Source organism: Rhodococcus sp. P-2 (assembly GCF_016598535.1).
Lineage (GTDB): Bacteria > Actinomycetota > Actinomycetes > Mycobacteriales > Mycobacteriaceae > Rhodococcus_F > Rhodococcus_F baikonurensis.
Window position 1 is genome coordinate 2,005,141 of sequence record NZ_CP066779.1, and the last position, 15,693, is coordinate 2,020,833.

Annotated in this window: 15 protein-coding genes, 4 tRNA genes and 1 riboswitch; of the genes, 10 read left to right on the top strand and 9 right to left on the bottom strand. The window is 60.9% G+C overall.

The window, feature by feature from the left end:
- Window positions 1–9 precede the first annotated feature (9 nt).
- The 6 genes from I7X09_RS09430 to I7X09_RS09455 all read right to left on the bottom strand — a co-directional run bounded on the left by I7X09_RS09430 (window position 10) and on the right by I7X09_RS09455 (window position 4,439).
- Window positions 10–1,089: an LLM class flavin-dependent oxidoreductase gene (locus I7X09_RS09430; RefSeq protein ID WP_200316512.1), complete on the bottom strand. Its 1,080-nt coding sequence runs from the start codon at window positions 1,087–1,089 to the stop codon at window positions 10–12.
- A 4-nt stretch (window positions 1,090–1,093) separates the two neighbouring features.
- Window positions 1,094–1,189, bottom strand: a riboswitch (SAM riboswitch).
- Window positions 1,190–1,373: 184 nt separating this feature from the next.
- The gene (locus I7X09_RS09435; RefSeq protein WP_234036865.1) at window positions 1,374–2,969 is read right to left on the bottom strand and encodes an ABC transporter substrate-binding protein; all 1,596 of its coding nucleotides are present in this window, start codon (window positions 2,967–2,969) and stop codon (window positions 1,374–1,376) included.
- A 278-nt stretch (window positions 2,970–3,247) separates the two neighbouring features.
- Window positions 3,248–3,321 (bottom strand) — tRNA-Phe (locus I7X09_RS09440).
- A gap of 70 nt (window positions 3,322–3,391) precedes the next feature.
- Window positions 3,392–3,465, bottom strand: a tRNA-Asp gene (locus I7X09_RS09445).
- A 135-nt stretch (window positions 3,466–3,600) separates the two neighbouring features.
- A tRNA-Glu gene (locus tag I7X09_RS09450) sits at window positions 3,601–3,673 on the bottom strand.
- Between the two features lie 112 nt (window positions 3,674–3,785).
- On the bottom strand, window positions 3,786–4,439 hold the full coding sequence (locus I7X09_RS09455; protein WP_019745065.1) for a TetR family transcriptional regulator: 654 nt from the start codon (window positions 4,437–4,439) through the stop codon (window positions 3,786–3,788).
- Between the two features lie 404 nt (window positions 4,440–4,843).
- Between I7X09_RS09455 and I7X09_RS09460 the strand changes: the two genes are divergently transcribed.
- The 5 genes from I7X09_RS09460 (at window position 4,844) to I7X09_RS09480 (ending at window position 8,983) form a co-directional block, all read left to right on the top strand.
- Window positions 4,844–5,341, top strand: a complete 498-nt coding sequence (locus tag I7X09_RS09460; RefSeq protein WP_200316513.1) for a MarR family winged helix-turn-helix transcriptional regulator — start codon at window positions 4,844–4,846, stop codon at window positions 5,339–5,341.
- Window positions 5,338–6,729, top strand: a complete 1,392-nt coding sequence (locus tag I7X09_RS09465; protein ID WP_124567667.1) for an MFS transporter — start codon at window positions 5,338–5,340, stop codon at window positions 6,727–6,729. The genes I7X09_RS09460 and I7X09_RS09465 overlap by 4 nt, the downstream gene beginning before the upstream one ends.
- A 12-nt stretch (window positions 6,730–6,741) precedes the next feature.
- A tRNA-Lys gene (locus I7X09_RS09470) sits at window positions 6,742–6,817 on the top strand.
- A gap of 138 nt (window positions 6,818–6,955) precedes the next feature.
- Window positions 6,956–8,023 carry a hypothetical protein gene (locus I7X09_RS09475; protein WP_200316514.1) on the top strand — a complete coding sequence of 356 codons (1,068 nt, stop codon included), beginning with the start codon at window positions 6,956–6,958 and terminating at the stop codon, window positions 8,021–8,023.
- 57 nt (window positions 8,024–8,080) lie between these two features.
- On the top strand, window positions 8,081–8,983 hold the full coding sequence (locus I7X09_RS09480) for a hypothetical protein (protein ID WP_200316515.1): 903 nt from the start codon (window positions 8,081–8,083) through the stop codon (window positions 8,981–8,983).
- A gap of 301 nt (window positions 8,984–9,284) precedes the next feature.
- On the opposite strand, the gene I7X09_RS09485 is transcribed toward I7X09_RS09480, so the two are convergent.
- Window positions 9,285–9,428, bottom strand: coding sequence for a hypothetical protein (locus I7X09_RS09485; protein WP_200316517.1), 144 nt, complete (start codon window positions 9,426–9,428; stop codon window positions 9,285–9,287).
- Window positions 9,429–9,490: 62 nt separating this feature from the next.
- Window positions 9,491–9,745: a hypothetical protein gene (locus tag I7X09_RS09490; protein ID WP_166809253.1), complete on the bottom strand. Its 255-nt coding sequence runs from the start codon at window positions 9,743–9,745 to the stop codon at window positions 9,491–9,493.
- 446 nt (window positions 9,746–10,191) lie between these two features.
- Here I7X09_RS09490 and I7X09_RS09495 point away from each other — a divergent pair, with 446 nt between their 5' ends.
- The gene (locus I7X09_RS09495) at window positions 10,192–10,863 is read left to right on the top strand and encodes a hypothetical protein (RefSeq protein WP_124567670.1); all 672 of its coding nucleotides are present in this window, start codon (window positions 10,192–10,194) and stop codon (window positions 10,861–10,863) included.
- Entirely contained in the window at window positions 10,863–12,059 is a 1,197-nt protein-coding gene (locus I7X09_RS09500) for a PrsW family intramembrane metalloprotease (RefSeq protein ID WP_200316519.1), read from the top strand. The genes I7X09_RS09495 and I7X09_RS09500 overlap by 1 nt, the downstream gene beginning before the upstream one ends.
- Window positions 12,060–12,153: 94 nt before the next feature.
- On the opposite strand, the gene I7X09_RS09505 is transcribed toward I7X09_RS09500, so the two are convergent.
- Window positions 12,154–12,696 carry a TetR/AcrR family transcriptional regulator gene (locus I7X09_RS09505; RefSeq protein ID WP_200316521.1) on the bottom strand — a complete coding sequence of 181 codons (543 nt, stop codon included), beginning with the start codon at window positions 12,694–12,696 and terminating at the stop codon, window positions 12,154–12,156.
- 121 nt (window positions 12,697–12,817) lie between these two features.
- On the opposite strand from I7X09_RS09505, the gene I7X09_RS09510 reads away from it, so the two are divergent.
- The 3 genes from I7X09_RS09510 (at window position 12,818) to I7X09_RS09520 (ending at window position 15,693) form a co-directional block, all read left to right on the top strand.
- Window positions 12,818–13,291 carry a DUF4334 domain-containing protein gene (locus I7X09_RS09510; protein ID WP_095968693.1) on the top strand — a complete coding sequence of 158 codons (474 nt, stop codon included), beginning with the start codon at window positions 12,818–12,820 and terminating at the stop codon, window positions 13,289–13,291.
- Between the two features lie 29 nt (window positions 13,292–13,320).
- Window positions 13,321–14,409 (top strand): NAD(P)-dependent alcohol dehydrogenase, encoded by a 1,089-nt coding sequence (locus tag I7X09_RS09515; RefSeq protein ID WP_200317759.1) that lies wholly within the window; start codon window positions 13,321–13,323, stop codon window positions 14,407–14,409.
- Between the two features lie 84 nt (window positions 14,410–14,493).
- Complete coding sequence (locus I7X09_RS09520) at window positions 14,494–15,693, top strand: low temperature requirement protein A (protein WP_095968691.1); 1,200 nt, start codon at window positions 14,494–14,496, stop codon at window positions 15,691–15,693.

Genomic DNA, 15,693 nt, shown 5'->3' on the forward strand with positions numbered 1-15,693 from the left:
GAAGTCAAGTCAGGAGGAGTGGGCAAATCGATTTGCGGGCCGCTGCAGACCGAGGTTGCCCCTCAGGGTCGATCCCGGAACCGGGCGTCGCGTCAGCCCGGCCTTGGACAGCGCCGGAAGAACGAATTTGGCCAGCACCGGAAGGTCCTCGTCGATCACGAGAGCGTGGACATGAACCCCGTCGAGGTGCCCGGCCAACTCCCTCAGAACTACGGCCGCCTCCCCTGGATCCGCAGCGAGGAGCAGTCGTCCACTGTCGACGGCTTTCCCGTGCGAGTTCAGCTCGATCAACCGCTGCGCCGCAGACAGATTGGGCGTATCGAATGCCACATCGACCTCGGCGACCACCAATGACGCGCCCTCATCGCGCGCCTTGGCGGCCGACTGTGTAACAGCCTCCACCGAATCACCGGAAACGAGAACGACATCCGCCTGGCGTGGATCGATTTCTCCGTAGCGTCCGAACACCACCAACTGACCTTGCGGCGGTCGCGGAACGATTGCGGGCCCCTTCACCGAGAACGTGTCGCCCTCGAAATTGACGTAATGCAGACGATCACGCTCGAGGAACCGTCCGCTGAGATAGTCACGGACGACGGCGTCGTCCTCCCACGAATCCCAGAGATCGGTCACGACCGTGACCGAATCCCGCTGCTCCTGCTGACGCGCCGACTCCGTTGCCACCGGAGCTCTCCCCCACGCCTTCGCCGCAGCTTCGTCTTCGACCGGAACAGCCAGCCAGCCACCGCGCCCACGGGAGGAGTAGTCGAGCGTCGCCAATTGCGAAGACGTGTGGAATGGTTCGGCGTACGTGGTCCCGACGACGGGGACCAACCCGATCGTGCTGGTCGTCGCCGCCACGTACGACGCCCGCGAGACGGCGTCGATCCGGCCGACGACGTCGCCACTCGGTGGAAGGATGGAATCGTCGAACGTCGCGAAGGTGAAGCCCGCATTCTCGGCAGCCGCGACGCGATCGCGCACGGTCTTACCCGTGAGCAGCTGATCCGGGCGGTGCGAACTTCGGCGCCAGGCGGCGGGGTGAGTGCCCTCGCCGTCCAGTTCGATACCCACGGCAAATACAGTCATGTGTCCTCCATCGGTCCTGGCGGTAGCACCCACACTGCGGTTAGGTAGCGGGTTGCTGCGGCATCATCGAGCCAGGTCTCTCAGCCACTCTGGATGGTGGATGCAATCTATGCGGGCCACACTGGACAAGTCAAATCACGCTTGACGAATCCTATTGACCTACAACCTATTTCAATTGAATCACACTGATCGAAAGGGTTGCATCGTTGACGCTGGACGTCGAAAGAGAACGAGCCCCGCCCGACTCGCGTCGGACGGGGCTCGCCTGGAGGGCAGCAGTTGATCTACTTCGCGCCCAGCCAGGCCTGGTCGAACAGCATGATTCCGGTAGCTGTGGGAACGACACCGTGAACGTACTTCTGCCAGGCCCAGAACGATGTCAGCCCGCCGATCGGTGCGGACGGAACCGTCTCGTTCCACAGTGTCTGGATCTTGCCGATGACCGCCAGAGTCGACGAATTGTCCTTGGCCTGTTGTAGATCTGCGATCAGCTGGTCCATCGCGGGGTTCGCGTATCCAGCAGTGTTCGCCATCGAGGTGCTGTTGGTCGTGGAGAACAATCCGAGATCGAGAATCGACTCGTACATTCCGATGCCCGCGTGCGCGAGGTCGAAATCGTGCTTGACGTAGACGTTCTGCACGATGTCGCCGGCATTGTTGGCCAAGATCAAGTTCACATCGAACCCGACGGCCTGCAACAGTGACTGCACGGCGAGACCGATCGCATGATCCTTGGGCTCACTCAGGACGGTGTAGTCGAGAGTGCCGTCGTACCCGTCGGCCTTTGCCTGATTCAGTAGTTCCTTCGCCTTCTCGGGGTCGTAGGCGATACCCGGTGTGTCTACATGCCATTGGGACGTCGGACCGAACAACTCCGAGCCCGGCAGTCCCTCACCATTTTCCACGCGCTGATCGATCAACGTGGTGTCGAGCGCGTAGCCGATAGCCTGGCGGACGCGAACATCCGAGCCCGGTCGGCCTTCACGGTTGTTGACGATCTCGGCACTACCGGCATTGAGCACGTCGATGTAGCCGGGGTAACCAGCGGACTTGGCGGAATTGATCGCCGACGTGAGGCCACGAATGTACGCGACATCGAGCTGACCGCTGTTCAACGATTCGAGATTGGCCTGCGGACCGTTGAGTGCGACCATTCGCAACTTGTCCAGCTTCGGAGCCCCGCCGTAGTAGGACGGGTTGGCCTTGAAAACTCGCTCGACGCTCGGAGTGAAGAGATCTTCGGTGAAAGGCCCGGCTCCGACAGCGGTGAACTTGTCGCCTTGCTGCGAACTCGGGGCGACGATCATCCCGTGACCGAGAGCGAGCATCGACGGGAAGCGCATCCACGGCGTCTTCAGCTTGAACACGACCGTCGTCGGATCGCTTGCCTGCGCCGATTCCACTGAAGCCAGCCAGAGCTCGGCGCCGTTGCCCTTGCCTGCGTTGTACCGATCGATACTCGCGATCACCGCGTTGGCGTCCAGGGTGGTGCCGTCGCTGAACTTCACACCGTCGCGAAGTTTCAGAGTCCAGGTGGCTCCGTCGTCAGCGGTCGCGAGCGATTCGGCAAGCTTGGGCTCGAATTCTCCGCTGGCAGTGTCGTAGCTCATCAAGACGTCGTAGACAGCTGCGAACGCCTCTCCACCGGAACCGCCGCGGGCGGCAGTCTTGGTCGGGTCGAGTGAGGGAACGAGTACCTGCACGCCGTACGTCATGGTCCCGCCGGCGACTGCACTCCCCGGATCTGGTTGCTCGTTGACCATGCCGGTCACGACGTCACCCGACGCAGTCGGTGTGTCGGTTCCGCTGTCGTCGTTGCTACTCGCGCAGCCCACCAACAAGACGCCGGCACCGAGCACCGCGACGGCGGCACGGCTCACTTTCCCGATACGCCAAGATCTCGAGTGCGACACAGGTATTCCACCTCACTTCCAGTAGACGCGACCAGGGATCGGCCGCAACCGGCTAATAGTGAAGTTCGCGGCGGAGTGACGCACAGCACGTTCCCGGTGACCGGAAACATTCACGAAGGGATGGGCGCGTACTTGCCCAGATGGTCGCGCCGAAATGAAGATGGCGATTGGCATCGGAACACGAAAAAGCTCCAACCTCATGTTCGAAGAACATCGACGTTGGAGCTTGTTCAGAAGAATTGAAGTGGCCAGGGCCGGGATCGAACCGGCGACCTTCCGCTTTTCAGGCGGACGCTCGTACCAACTGAGCTACCTGGCCGGACGGCACCCGAACCGAATGCCTATCGCATTGCGTTGTTCTCAATCAAGAGACTGAGAACAACGCTTTGCGACCCTGACGGGACTCGAACCCGCGACCTCCGCCGTGACAGGGCGGCGCGCTAACCAACTGCGCCACAGGGCCTTGCTTTTTCCTTGCTGTGAAACCGTACTACATCTTCGAGCCGCTCCCAAACCACTGTCCTGGCCTGGCATTTGTGCATCTCAAAGCGTGTCGTGCGGGTCAAACCATACTGCATCGTTTCGCTTTCGCAAAACGTACCCCCTACGGGATTCGAACCCGCGCTACCGCCTTGAAAGGGCGGCGTCCTAGGCCGCTAGACGAAGGGGGCCCGCCGGATCTCTCCGAACTAGTACCCCAACGGCGTTCCGTTGGGAGCTTGGATAGCTTATGGCACGGCATTCGGAAATCACAAATCGCCTGGTCATGGCCAAAAAAGTGGACTATTCCGCGTCGGGGAACTCCACTTGCGGCCACCCGTCACGATGGAACTTCTCCAACCACTCCGGCGTGGCCATCGCTTCGAGCACCACTTCAAGGGACTCCTCGAACCACACGCCCAGATCGCCACTCGAGGCAATCAGGTCTGCCATGTACCGCTGGCCGGCAAGGCTCGCTGCCAGGACACGCGTGAATTTCTCCGGGTCGACGTCTTCGCGGAGCAAACCGTCGTCCTTGGCGCGCAATGCCAACTCGTAGGCGGTCTTTCCCCAGACCTGCCCGCCACCCGATTGCACATCCTTGTAGAACTCCGGCTCGATGATCAGCCGGAATTCCGCCTGCACGATTACCTCGGTACGGAAGACCTCGGCAATGTCGAGCACGAGCCCGTGCAAGGCGACGAATGGATCGAGGTCTGTTCTCTTGGCCCAACGATCAGTGATTCCAGTGAAGGTTTCGATAGCCGAGGTCAGAACTGCTCGCGCCAACTCCTCCTTGGACTGGAAATGAAAATACATGGCGCCTTTGGTGGCGCGGGAGCCCTCGAGGATCGTGTTCACCGACGCAGCTGCATAGCCGCGCTTGGCGAATTCGACTGCAGCCGCTTCGACCAGGGCGGCGCGGGTACGCCGCGCACGCTCTTGTTGACGTGCCATTGACGGTGTTGTGCCTCTCGCAGAGTTGGTACGCAGAATCGCCGTGATCGGCGCCTGTCATCCCCCGAAACTTCACAATATCCCCTCCAACACACCCTACGTAAGGACTAGAGCCATACCCGCCAAAAGTACTAGTCTCAATCGGCTGTTCGGGGGACAACAACCGACTTTATGCCCAAAAGACACCAAGTGGTATGGTTTTGGCCGCTCGGGTGCGCCGCAGGGGGTGCGCATCCGAGCTTTCTTCTGTCGGAGACTTCGGCAATCCGACCCGTGGACGGAATCAGTCCGCCTGCCGATGCACGGCAGTCCCAGAGTTTTAAACAACCAAAGCAATCATTCATTCCCGTTCTTTCGCGAAAATCGGACTGGAAACACTGAAACAACACAGTTAGACTGTCTAAATGAACGAACGTGGGGCTCGCAGTAAGGCACGAGACGACATCGACGTACTTTGGGACGATCTGGGCGCCTTCGTTCGGCGGTTGCGCACCAAACGCAACGACCACAAACTCACCCCGAGCCAAACCCAGGCCCTCGGCCACCTCGACCGACAAGGTCCGTTGACCGCAAAAGAGTTGGCCAAATTCGAGCGCGTCACACCGCAATCGATCGCCAAGACCGTGGCCGCACTCGAAGAGCAGGGGATGGTCACACGCAGTTCGGATCCGTCGGATGGGCGCGCGGTCCTGGTCACGATGACCGAACTCGGGATCTCGACCCTGCACGAAGACCGAAAGAAACGCACTGAGTGGCTGGCCGAGGTGATCGATACCGAGTGCACCGAAGCCGAGCGCGATCTGCTGCTGATCGCCGGCCGCATCCTGCGCAGACTCGGCCAGGATGCTTCCCCGGCATCAGCATCGACATCGACATCAGAGGAGTCACTGATGAACCCGTGACCGCCGTCGTCGAAACGCCGACGCCCCACACTTCCGTTCCACTGAAACTGAGTCTTGCTCTCGGCTCGGGAACTGTTCTTCAAGCACTGAACTCGTCGATGATTGCGGTGGCAATCGTCCCGATCGCCACCTACTTCGGTTCGAGTTCCGGTACGGCCTGGGTGATCTCGGCCCTCTACATCGCGACCGCGGTCACGGCCCCTGCGGCCGGGCGACTCGGATCGATTCTCGGCGCCAAACGCGTCTATCTCGCAGGGTTGGGACTGATCGCTGCCGGATCGATCCTCGGCTCGCTCGCTCCGTCGCTGGGTTGGCTCATCGCGGCACGAATCCTGCTCGGAATCGGCACGGCGACACAGTATCCGAATGCGATGACCGTCATCCGTGAATACGCCGATCGCCACCGGACTCAAACCCGTTCAGCGATAGCAACACTCACCATTTGCGCTCAGTCGGTCGTCGCGCTGGGCCCGACCCTCGGCGGATTGTTGGTCGGCACACTCGGTTGGCAGTCGATCATGTGGGTGAACCTCCCGCTCGTCGTCGTCACCGCCGTATGGGTCTTCTTCGCCGCTCCGAGCGACTCAGCTCTGCCCGACCGCGCCGGTGCCGCTGCGTTGTTCAAGTCTCTCGATCCACTCGGCATCGGCCTGTTTCTGGCCCTGACGACGTCGACGATGCTCTTTCTCCTCTCCCTCGCCGAGCATGCGAAGTGGTACCTCCTGCCATCGACGGCATTCTTCGCGTTCCTCTTCGTCTGGTGGGAACGTCGAACGGCCTCGGCATTCATCGACGTCCGTGCCGTCGCGCGAAACCGTGCACTGAGCATGACACTCGGCCGGACCCTGCTGACCTACACAGCGTTCTACTGCATATTCTTCGGACTCCCCCAGTGGCTACAGGTAGCCCGCGGAATGTCGCCGATCAGCGCGGGGCTCTTCATGCTCCCCGTCGCTGCGATCGGGATCTTCGCGACCATGTCCGCGTCGAAGGTGTACGGGAAATTCGGCGCACGGATCACCCTGCTGATCGGCACAGCCGCGTTGGCTGTCGGCGGGATTCTGATCGCCTTCGTCGAATCGAGTTCGACGCCGCTGGTGGCGCTCCTGCTGATAGCGGCGATCCTGGGCATTCCCAACGGCTTCAACAACATGGGAAACCAGAACCTGATCAACTCGGTGACAACCTCCGCCGACGTCGGGACCGCGATCGGTCTGTACCGAACAATCCAGTACATCGGCGCCAACCTTGCTGCCGTCGTCATCGAGTTGACCATGCGCGGAACCATCGACGACGCGGGTCTGCACCGCACCGGTGGAACCATCGCCGTCATCGGAATCGCCCTTCTGGTGGGGGTGGTGTTTTCACGGACTCTGCGGTCCCGTTAGACTCTGCGCCGCGCCCCTATAGCTCAGTTGGTAGAGCTACGGACTTTTAATCCGCAGGTCGTAGGTTCGAGTCCTACTGGGGGCACCAAAGGGGTCCGAGGTCGAGACGGTTACCACCGCTCACCTGGGGCTTTTCTTCGTTTCGCGGGGCGTAAAAGAGCGTGAAATTAGCGTGGCGAGCGGGATTGGCCGGGGCGTGTCCCACGCGCCTGGCAGAATCCAATCCATGACAGACCAGACCTCAGTCCGATTGCTGAATCTGGCGGACCACTTCCGCCTAGTTCTTGATGTTCGGGATGCAGTCAGTGCATTGAGACAGGAAGATTCCTATCTGCTCCTGAGGCAGTACAAAATCGGCGTCTGGGATGGCAATGGGTACGAGGGCCCGTCCATCGGGGAATCGTTGCAGGACACCGACGAGGAAAAGCTGCTTGGCCTCGCGAAGTTTCTCCAAGTCCCGATTCCCTCAACGAGTGTTGACTCGCCAGATAGTGCACCGCTCACCCCGATAGACCCCTACAACGAGCTAGTAGCGGCGGAGACTGCGCTTCGAGAGGTCGTCCGGACCGCAATCGGCGTGAACTGGATTGGCGATTTCGACAAAGCCAAGATCGAGGGCCTCGAATCCAAGAGGCGAGAGGAAGACAAACGACGGGACGGCGTCACTGTGAGTCAGGATCTGCTGGACTACACAGAGGCATACCACCTCGAATCCCTGCTAATGAAGCACTGGGAGGCTGTGCAGCCGATCCTCAAAGACAAGAAGCGCACAGAAGTCCACCTCAAACTGATGCTGAGCGTGCGAAATACCATCGCGCACGCTCGGCCGGTGGCGTCGTTTGAACGACACCTGTTGGCTGGAGTCGCGGGGCAGATCCAGAATCTGCTCGCGGTCCATCGCAGTACCTCCGAGGGGCCAGACGCCCACTACGCATCCATTAACTACGTAAGAGACTCCTTCGGCGAAGAAATCAAGTCATATGCCGATGAGCAATCGACGGTACCGCGGCTACAGGTCGGCCAAACTGTTTCTTTCGAATGCTCAGCCTCCGACCCCAGAGGACGAGAAATTACGTGGATGTTCCATTTACAAGGAAACAGCAGCGCACAGCCGGGGCACTCCCTAGGAGTGGCCAAGGGCGCACAGACGCGCTTCGACTGGCTGGTGTCTGAGGATGACGTCGGAGAGGGGCGCTATTTCAGCGTTCGCATGGGGAATTCAAGCAAGTACCACCGAGACCACAATGGCGACGGTTCAGTGACATTCCGCTACCACGTCAATCCTCCGCTCTAATCGAAAGAATAATTAGGGGGGGCAGTCCTTTCGCGACAATTGGCCTAAAGTTCTCTCATGAGACGAACTTTGCTGGCGGTTTGCGTCGCCCTTATCTTTCCACTGGCTGCCTGCGGGGGCGAGGAATCAACAAATTCCCTCCCTGACGACCCCAAGGCTGCGGAATGGTGCGAATCTTTCAAGAGGATGGAAAACTCGACGCACTCGGTCGAATCAGGACAGGCGGCCGATGACGCCCGAGACACGTCCCTATCGCAGGCACAACGCACGGAAGCGGCTGCAAGGTACAAAGAACTAATAGCAATGCCCGTGAACGAGTCCACGGATGCGGAGTGTGCAGGCCCAGTGTGGGATCGTTTCTACGAAGAGACCAAAGCTGACGTTTCCTCAACCGCGGCGGCACCCAAAACTACCCTCGCACCCACCACCACGGCCAGCACCGAACAAGCGCTGTACAACAAGTACGCAGCCGCACTGACCGCTGCGGGGATCACGTTTAGGCCAGGTTCGGGCCTTGGCTCTGGAGCTTTCAGCAGCGACCAAAGCATTTGCAAATCCATGAGAGACGGAACTCTCGATGCATACGGCCTTGCCGGACGGGAGCAGGTTGCAGCACAGACAGATAATGGACGTCGGATCGTCACGATGGTCCCAATCCTTTGCCCAGACCAGCAGCCACTGATTGACGAAGCGCTCTCCGGTAATGCCGTCATGAAGCGGTTCATTGACGGTAAATACATTGTAGGTACTGGATACAATCCGTCAGGACCTCACCTCGTAGCACCCGGCACCTACAGCACCGGGCCTGTATCTGATTGCTACTGGGAACGCGCTGATGCACAAGGAACCATCATCGACAACAACATGGTGAGCATTTCGCAATCGATCACCGTCACTATTGAGGAATCCGATGGTGCCTTCACAAGCAGAAAATGCGGCCCTTGGAAGTTGGTTCGCTAGCCGACCGACCTCCGACCAAATAGCGGAACTACGTTAGACGGTTGCGGCTGAGCCTGGGTAGCTTCGGGTCCGGCCGCAACCCACCGGGGCGCAGCAATGGGGCCTTCTTCCTGTCCCTTCCTTCCGCGATGTAGGCCGCGAAGACGTTGAGGGTCGTCACGAACGACGGCCCTAGCCCGCTTCAATCGCGTGCCCTAGCCCACTTCGATATGACCGTGTGGTGATCCCCAGCGCTCAAGCTCAGAACCGCGAAGGGTGTGTCGTGCGTCGTGCCATCGGCTATGTGTCAGCCCAAGCGCCTTCAATGCGGGTCGAAATAGTGGTCTGCGACGTTGGCCGGATTGATCGGCGCGGTCCACTTGTAGCCGACGAATGGAGCGACCCGCAGGCATGTTGAGGCCGCGGTGGCGACTTCGCGTTTGGTCCCGTCATAGGTCACGTCCATGACCCGATATTAGAACGTGTTGCAGTTTCCGGAGAAGGAAACAACGAAGGCGGCCGGCGAGCTCAGAAGCATCCCCCGCTACCACGACGCCCGCTGCGATTCGTGGTCTTCTGCTCGCTCGGCTTCGGCTTTGCCGGCGATGCCTTCACGCAGCGATTCGGGCGCCGCACCTGCTCGAAGTGCCCAGCGTTCACCACATGACCGGCCACACTGACCTTGACCGGTGTGTCCGCGCGGGCGGTCCCGACTTGCGCCGATCCCAACGTCAGGGCGAATGCAGCCATGACAACCAGCGCCGTCTTCTTCGAGATCTTCATGTGTACTGCCACTTCGACACGGGCCACTCCAGATGCTGAACAGGTGCGCGCACCGAAGGAACACGCTGGGAGTCGACGATATTCACTTCGGGTGGCCGTCCGCGATCCTTTTGCTCACCAGCATCTGAACAGTCGACGACAAAAAGTTTGGCGGCACGTCAACATCCCGAGGGCGTCAACGAGCCGACGCCCAACGTACGCACCATTACTGAGAAATCCGTAAATCCAGGCGACCTCCTCAGCCGACGGTCGAGCTGCACCGATGCAAGTTCGGAAAGAAACAACGAGTTCAGTCCGCAGCCCGAAATATTCGGTTTGATAATTTCTTCACAGACAAGCTCACTCCTCGGATTCTCGGGGCCTGCCGATCTTCTCCGGCACACAGGCATCGGAAACTGTTGTGCGCGAACTCTTCAACCCACAAAGTCACGGAAACCGAGGCATAAATGACACACGCGAACGTTACGGAACGGGAAGGACCGCCACCTGCCCGGTACGAACCCGACGACCGCTGGGTTCCGGTTGACCGGCGGTGGTTCGGCCTCGATCGCACGACCATCCTTCCGGCTGCCATCGTGCTGGCCGTCGCAATCGTGATGAGCATCGTCATTCCGCAGATCAACGACGCCGTCTCCTACGACGACCCGGTCGTCGCGGGCGACGTCATGGAACTCCAGTACGGCATCACCTTCGTTCCCGCTCCAGGCTGGGGAATCACCGACGGCGTCCGCGAGGCCGATACACCGGTGACCGGTTCGTTCCCCCCTCGCGCCGCGCTCGTGAACGGCGGAGCAATGTTCACCGTGTACACAGCGCCTTTCACCGGAGACGCACAGGCTCTCCTGGAACAGATCAAGAAGACTTCGGATGCTCTCGCTACCGAGAAATCACTGCGCGTGAGCGACGATTCCTCGGCGATCACGACCGAGAGCGGCATCCGTGGCGTCCTGACCAGCTACTCGAATTCGTCTACGGACGGAGTGATCGCCGCATTCGTCGTCGACGGCAAGGGCATCGAGGTGGTCTCCACCGGTCCGAGCGACGTGGCTCCCGCGATCACCGACGACATCGCTCGCATGATCGTGAGCATCGGCCACCGAACCGGAGAGGGAAAGTGATGACCGCTCCCGCCACTCAGACGACCGGCAACCTGATCACCGCTAGAGTCGATGCAATCGAAAACTCGGGCTGGGGACGGTCTTTCACCTTCTACCAGCCGCGCAACGCAGCCTTCTGGGCCTACCTCATGCTGGTGGTGACCGGTGCTTTCAAGCTTTTCTCGATGCTCTCGGCCTCAGCACCCGCCTACGGCGACGCCATAGCACTGTCGATCGTGCTCTTCGGCGTCTACGGCGCAGTCTTCTGGTGGTTCACCCATCACATCGACCGCTATGCACGCCAGCCGGTGAAGTTGATCGTGGTGGCCTTCCTCTGGGGGAGCTTCGCTGCGACGTGGGTCATGGCAGCGAACGCCAACGACGCGATACTCGCCTTGTATGCCAAGACGTTCGGACAAGCGTGGGCGAAGGACTGGGCCGCGGGGGTGACAGCGCCGTTCACCGAAGAAATCGCCAAAGGTGTCGGACTGCTCCTACTCGTCGCGCTGGCATCTCGCTTGGTGCGCACCGCATTCGACGGCTTCATACTCGGCGCGTTCATCGGACTCGGCTTCCAGATCTTCGAAGACGTTCTCTACGCACTGAACTCGGCCGCGTCGCAGTTCGGGGCCGATCCGGTCGGTGCAGCGATGTCCACGATCATGCTCCGTATGGTCTTCGGAGTCGCGGCGCACACTCTCTACAGTGCAATCTTCTGTGCGGGACTGGTCTATCTCTTGGGGCGCCCCGCCGAACCACGACGAGTGGGGCGGGGCCTCATCTTGATGGCATCTGCGATGTTGCTGCACGGCCTGTGGGATTCGGCCGCCGCTCTGTCCCAGGGCAAGAGCATTCTTCTCTTCCCACTCTTCGTCGTCATGATCACCGCGGCGTTGGTCCTCGTTTTCCGAGTGTTCCGAATGACGGTTCCCCGCGAACGCCAGTTCCTTCGAGACGTCCTCACCCCGGAGGTCGAGCGCGGCGTCATCACCGTCGACGAACTGACGGCTCTGTGCGGCGACCGGAAGGCACGCAAGACATTCCGGAAGTCAGCGGCAAGCCACGCAGATCGCAAACGCAACGGGTACGTACTCGAGGCCGCCGCGGATCTAGCCGACGCACTGGCCCAGGCCCGCGGAACAGAAAGCGACCGAGTCGAATTCGCTCGATCCGAGGTAAGCCGTATCAGGAGTGGTCAGCCGTCGGTCAAGCTCTGACCCGCTCCGAACTGGAATTCAACGCCGCGTCCCCTCGTGCGAGAACACAAGGGAACGCGGCGTTGGCCATTGATCACGTTGCACATCCGGTTCGTCACGTCGCGATCAACCGCCGAACCGCCTCGACCGCCGCCTCCCGACGTCGAGGGACCGAACGAGACGACTTGAGCGCAAGCATTCGGACGATATCGGTGATCAACAGAATCAACTCCGTAGGATTCCACTCGGGGTCGATGTGTCCCTCGAGTTGACCCTTGCGGATCTCGGCTACTTTGGGCCGGAACGTCTTGCTTCGTATGTCGTCCTCACTCATGACGTCCGGTGCTTCGAGATCCGCCCATTGCTGCAACCGTGCGTTCTCGGGATGCGCAACGTAGTTGTCGAAAAGCCGAGCGGCATAGCCCGGCAGATCGTCGCCACGAAGCGCTGTCTCCACTGTGGTTTCGGACGTCCACTGTTCGGTGACGGCAGCGAACAACTCTTCCTTGCTTGCGAAGTACGCATAGAGACGGTCTTTGCTGGCACGCGCCTGCGCGGCGATCCGATTGATCCGCGCGCCGGCCAGACCGTGCGTGGCGAACTCGTCCTTTGCGGCCGCCAGGATGCGGTCCCTCGTGGCTTCCCCTGCTGAGCGCATGTCGACAGCCTAGAACGAATCGACCGTTGCCGAACCGTCCGGTTCGGCGTAGCGTGCGGAGTTGACGAACAGTTTGGTTCGCGAACTCACTTGACGCTTATCCGCCGATGCAGGGAGATACATGAATCTCGACGAGGCCCGAACCACTTTCGCTCGGCTCCGTGCAGCGGAAAGTGGTGTATCTCCTGCAGAACTCGATGACGTGTGGGCCGCTCTGGACACCGTCGCCGCAGAAGACATCCTCGGCGAATGGAAAGGTGACGACTTCGCCACCGGTCACCGGCTTCACGAAAAGCTGTTCGCGAGCCGTTGGTACGGCAAGACCTTCAACTCGGTCGAGGACGCAAAGCCGTTGATCTGCCGAGACGAAGACGGCAACCTCTATTCCGACGTCAAGGGCGGCAATGGCGAAGCAAGCCTGTGGAACATCGAGTTTCGTGGCGAAGTCACGGCAACGATGGTCTACGACGGTGCGCCGATCTTCGACCACTTCAAGAAGGTCGACGACTCGACACTGATGGGCATCATGAACGGAAAGTCGGCGCTGGTTCTCGACGGTGGGCAGCACTACTACTTCCTGCTCGAGCGAGCGTGATTCGCGCCGAACAGAATTCGACGTCCTCCATGCAGATGACAGCGGCGCTCTCACACGGCCCACACTCCCCCTTCACACTCGACACCGTTGAAATCGACGAACCCCGCGCAGACGAGATCCTTGTTCGCATCGTCGCTACCGGCCTGTGCCACACAGATTTGTTCACGAAGTCGGTGCTACCGGAAAGGCTCGGCCCCTGCGTGTTCGGGCACGAAGGAGCGGGGGTGGTCGAGGCCGTCGGCTCGTCGATCGACAAGGTCGTGCCCGGCGATCACGTGTTGTTGAGCTATCGCAGTTGCGGTGCGTGCAGGCAATGTCTCAGCGGTCATCGGGCGTACTGCGAAAGCTCACACGCGCTCAACAGCTCTGGCGCACGCACCGACGGCTCGACGCCGATCCGGCGAGACGGAACCCCGCTACGGTCCGCCTTCTTCGGCCAGTCCAGCTTCGCGGAATACGTCATCACCTCTGCCGACAACACCGTCGTCGTCGATCCTGCGGTGGACCTGACCGTCGCAGCTCCGCTCGGCTGCGGGTTTCAAACCGGCGCCGGCGCGGTACTGAATCTGCTTCGCCCCGAGCCCGACTCGACGGTTGTCGTCTTCGGAGCCGGCAGCGTCGGATTCGCGGCGCTGCTGGCAGCGAGAGCTGCCGGGGTTTCCACCCTGGTCGCGGTGGACCCGGTTGCGCAGCGACGAAGCCTCGCCGAGGAATTCGGCGCCGTGACCGTCGATCCGACCACCGAGGAGGCGGTCGAAGCGGTGCGAGCCGCCACCGACGGGGGTTCGACGCATTCCCTCGACACCACCGGCATCGGCGCCGTGATCAACCAGGGAATTGCCTCGCTTCGTGCGCGGGGAACACTGGCAGTGGTCGGACTCGGAGCGTCCGCACTCGAGGTGAACATGGCCGACATCATGTTGAACGGAAAGACGATTCGAGGATGCATCGAGGGCGAATCCGAGATCACGACCTTCATTCCCGAACTCGTCGAACTCTTCACCGAGGGCAGGTTTCCGATCGACAGTTTGGTGACGCGGTACGCGTTCTCCGACATCAACAAAGCCGTGGAAGATCAGGCGTCGGGCCGCGTCATCAAGCCCGTTCTCGTGTGGTGAAGGTCGAAACGTCTCATTCGTCGACCCGACGGGATTCGTCCTAGACTGCGCTCCTGCACTACTCGGCGGAGCAAGGTGGGGACGATGACAGAACACACCAGTACGGGGGCCGGCCACGGCCGCGCGGTTATGCCGATAATCCGGATGCGCGCACGCAGCCGCGACGAGAACCATCGCGCGTCGACTCCACTCGAATTGTTCTTCGACCTGTGTTTCGTGGTGGCAGCCGCGCAAGCCGGAGTCCAACTGGTGCATGCGGTTGCCGAGGGCCACTACGCCGACGGTATCGCCGGTTACATGTTCGTCTTCTTCGCACTGTGGTGGGCATGGGTGAACTTCACCTGGTTCGCATCTGCCTACGACACGGACGACGTCCCCTACCGGATCGCGACCTTCGTACAGATTTGTGGCGTGCTCGTCTTCGCCGCCGGGATCCCCGACGCATTCGACGGGACCGACCGTACGACGGCCATCGTCGGCTACCTCATCATGCGAATTGCGCTCACCTGCCAATGGCTTCGAGCCGCCAGCGGTGAAACCGGCGCAGCGCGAACCACTGCTCTGCAATACGCCGCCGGGCTCGTGATCGTCCAGGCCGGCTGGATCGTGCTGCTTCTGATGCCGGCGTCGGCGTGGATACCCGGATTCTTCGTTCTCATGATCGCCGAACTCGCTGTGCCGGCAATAGCCGAACGCAACCACCAGACGCCGTGGCACCCGCAACACATCGCCGAACGCTACGGCCTCTTCACCATCATCATGCTCGGCGAAACCATTGCTGCCGCCACCATCGCAGTCCAATCCGGCATTCGTGATTTCGACGCCGCCGACCTCCTGATACCGATTGCCGTCGGCGGAGTTCTGATCGTGTTCTCCGCGTTGTGGATCTACTTTGCCGTCCCGATCCACGAGTACCTCGCCGACCAAGGCAATCGCGCCGTCCTGTTGTGGGGATACGGGCACTACTTCGTATTCGGATCCGCGGCGGCCATCGGCGCCGGCATCGAAGTAGCCGTCGAGGAAGCAGTGGGCGAAGCGCACATTTCGACGTTCGCAGCATCTGCCGCGGTCACGATCCCGGCCGCGATGTTCCTGATCTTCGTGTGGCTCATGCACTCACGCCACTTCAAGCGCGACAGGATCGAGCAGGCTGTACTACCGGCGAGTGCCATCCTGGTTCTCGCCTGCACGTTCGCCGGCCACTGGGCGGTCCCGCTCGCCGGACTGGTGGCGGCGGGAACCGTCGGAGTCGGTGTCGGCCTGAGTACTCGGTCGAAGAGCTGA

Coding starts and splice junctions, on each gene's coding strand:
- I7X09_RS09430 (WP_200316512.1), bottom strand. CDS start 1,089: ATGACTGTATTTGCCGTGGGTATCGAACTGGACGGCGAGGGCACTCAC.
- I7X09_RS09455 (WP_019745065.1), bottom strand. CDS start 4,439: ATGGCACGTCAACAAGAGCGTGCGCGGCGTACCCGCGCCGCCCTGGTC.
- I7X09_RS09460 (WP_200316513.1), top strand. CDS start 4,844: ATGAACGAACGTGGGGCTCGCAGTAAGGCACGAGACGACATCGACGTA.
- I7X09_RS09475 (WP_200316514.1), top strand. CDS start 6,956: ATGACAGACCAGACCTCAGTCCGATTGCTGAATCTGGCGGACCACTTC.
- I7X09_RS09480 (WP_200316515.1), top strand. CDS start 8,081: ATGAGACGAACTTTGCTGGCGGTTTGCGTCGCCCTTATCTTTCCACTG.
- I7X09_RS09485 (WP_200316517.1), bottom strand. CDS start 9,428: ATGGACGTGACCTATGACGGGACCAAACGCGAAGTCGCCACCGCGGCC.
- I7X09_RS09490 (WP_166809253.1), bottom strand. CDS start 9,745: ATGAAGATCTCGAAGAAGACGGCGCTGGTTGTCATGGCTGCATTCGCC.
- I7X09_RS09495 (WP_124567670.1), top strand. CDS start 10,192: ATGACACACGCGAACGTTACGGAACGGGAAGGACCGCCACCTGCCCGG.
- I7X09_RS09500 (WP_200316519.1), top strand. CDS start 10,863: ATGACCGCTCCCGCCACTCAGACGACCGGCAACCTGATCACCGCTAGA.
- I7X09_RS09505 (WP_200316521.1), bottom strand. CDS start 12,696: ATGCGCTCAGCAGGGGAAGCCACGAGGGACCGCATCCTGGCGGCCGCA.
- I7X09_RS09510 (WP_095968693.1), top strand. CDS start 12,818: ATGAATCTCGACGAGGCCCGAACCACTTTCGCTCGGCTCCGTGCAGCG.
- I7X09_RS09515 (WP_200317759.1), top strand. CDS start 13,321: ATGCAGATGACAGCGGCGCTCTCACACGGCCCACACTCCCCCTTCACA.
- I7X09_RS09520 (WP_095968691.1), top strand. CDS start 14,494: ATGACAGAACACACCAGTACGGGGGCCGGCCACGGCCGCGCGGTTATG.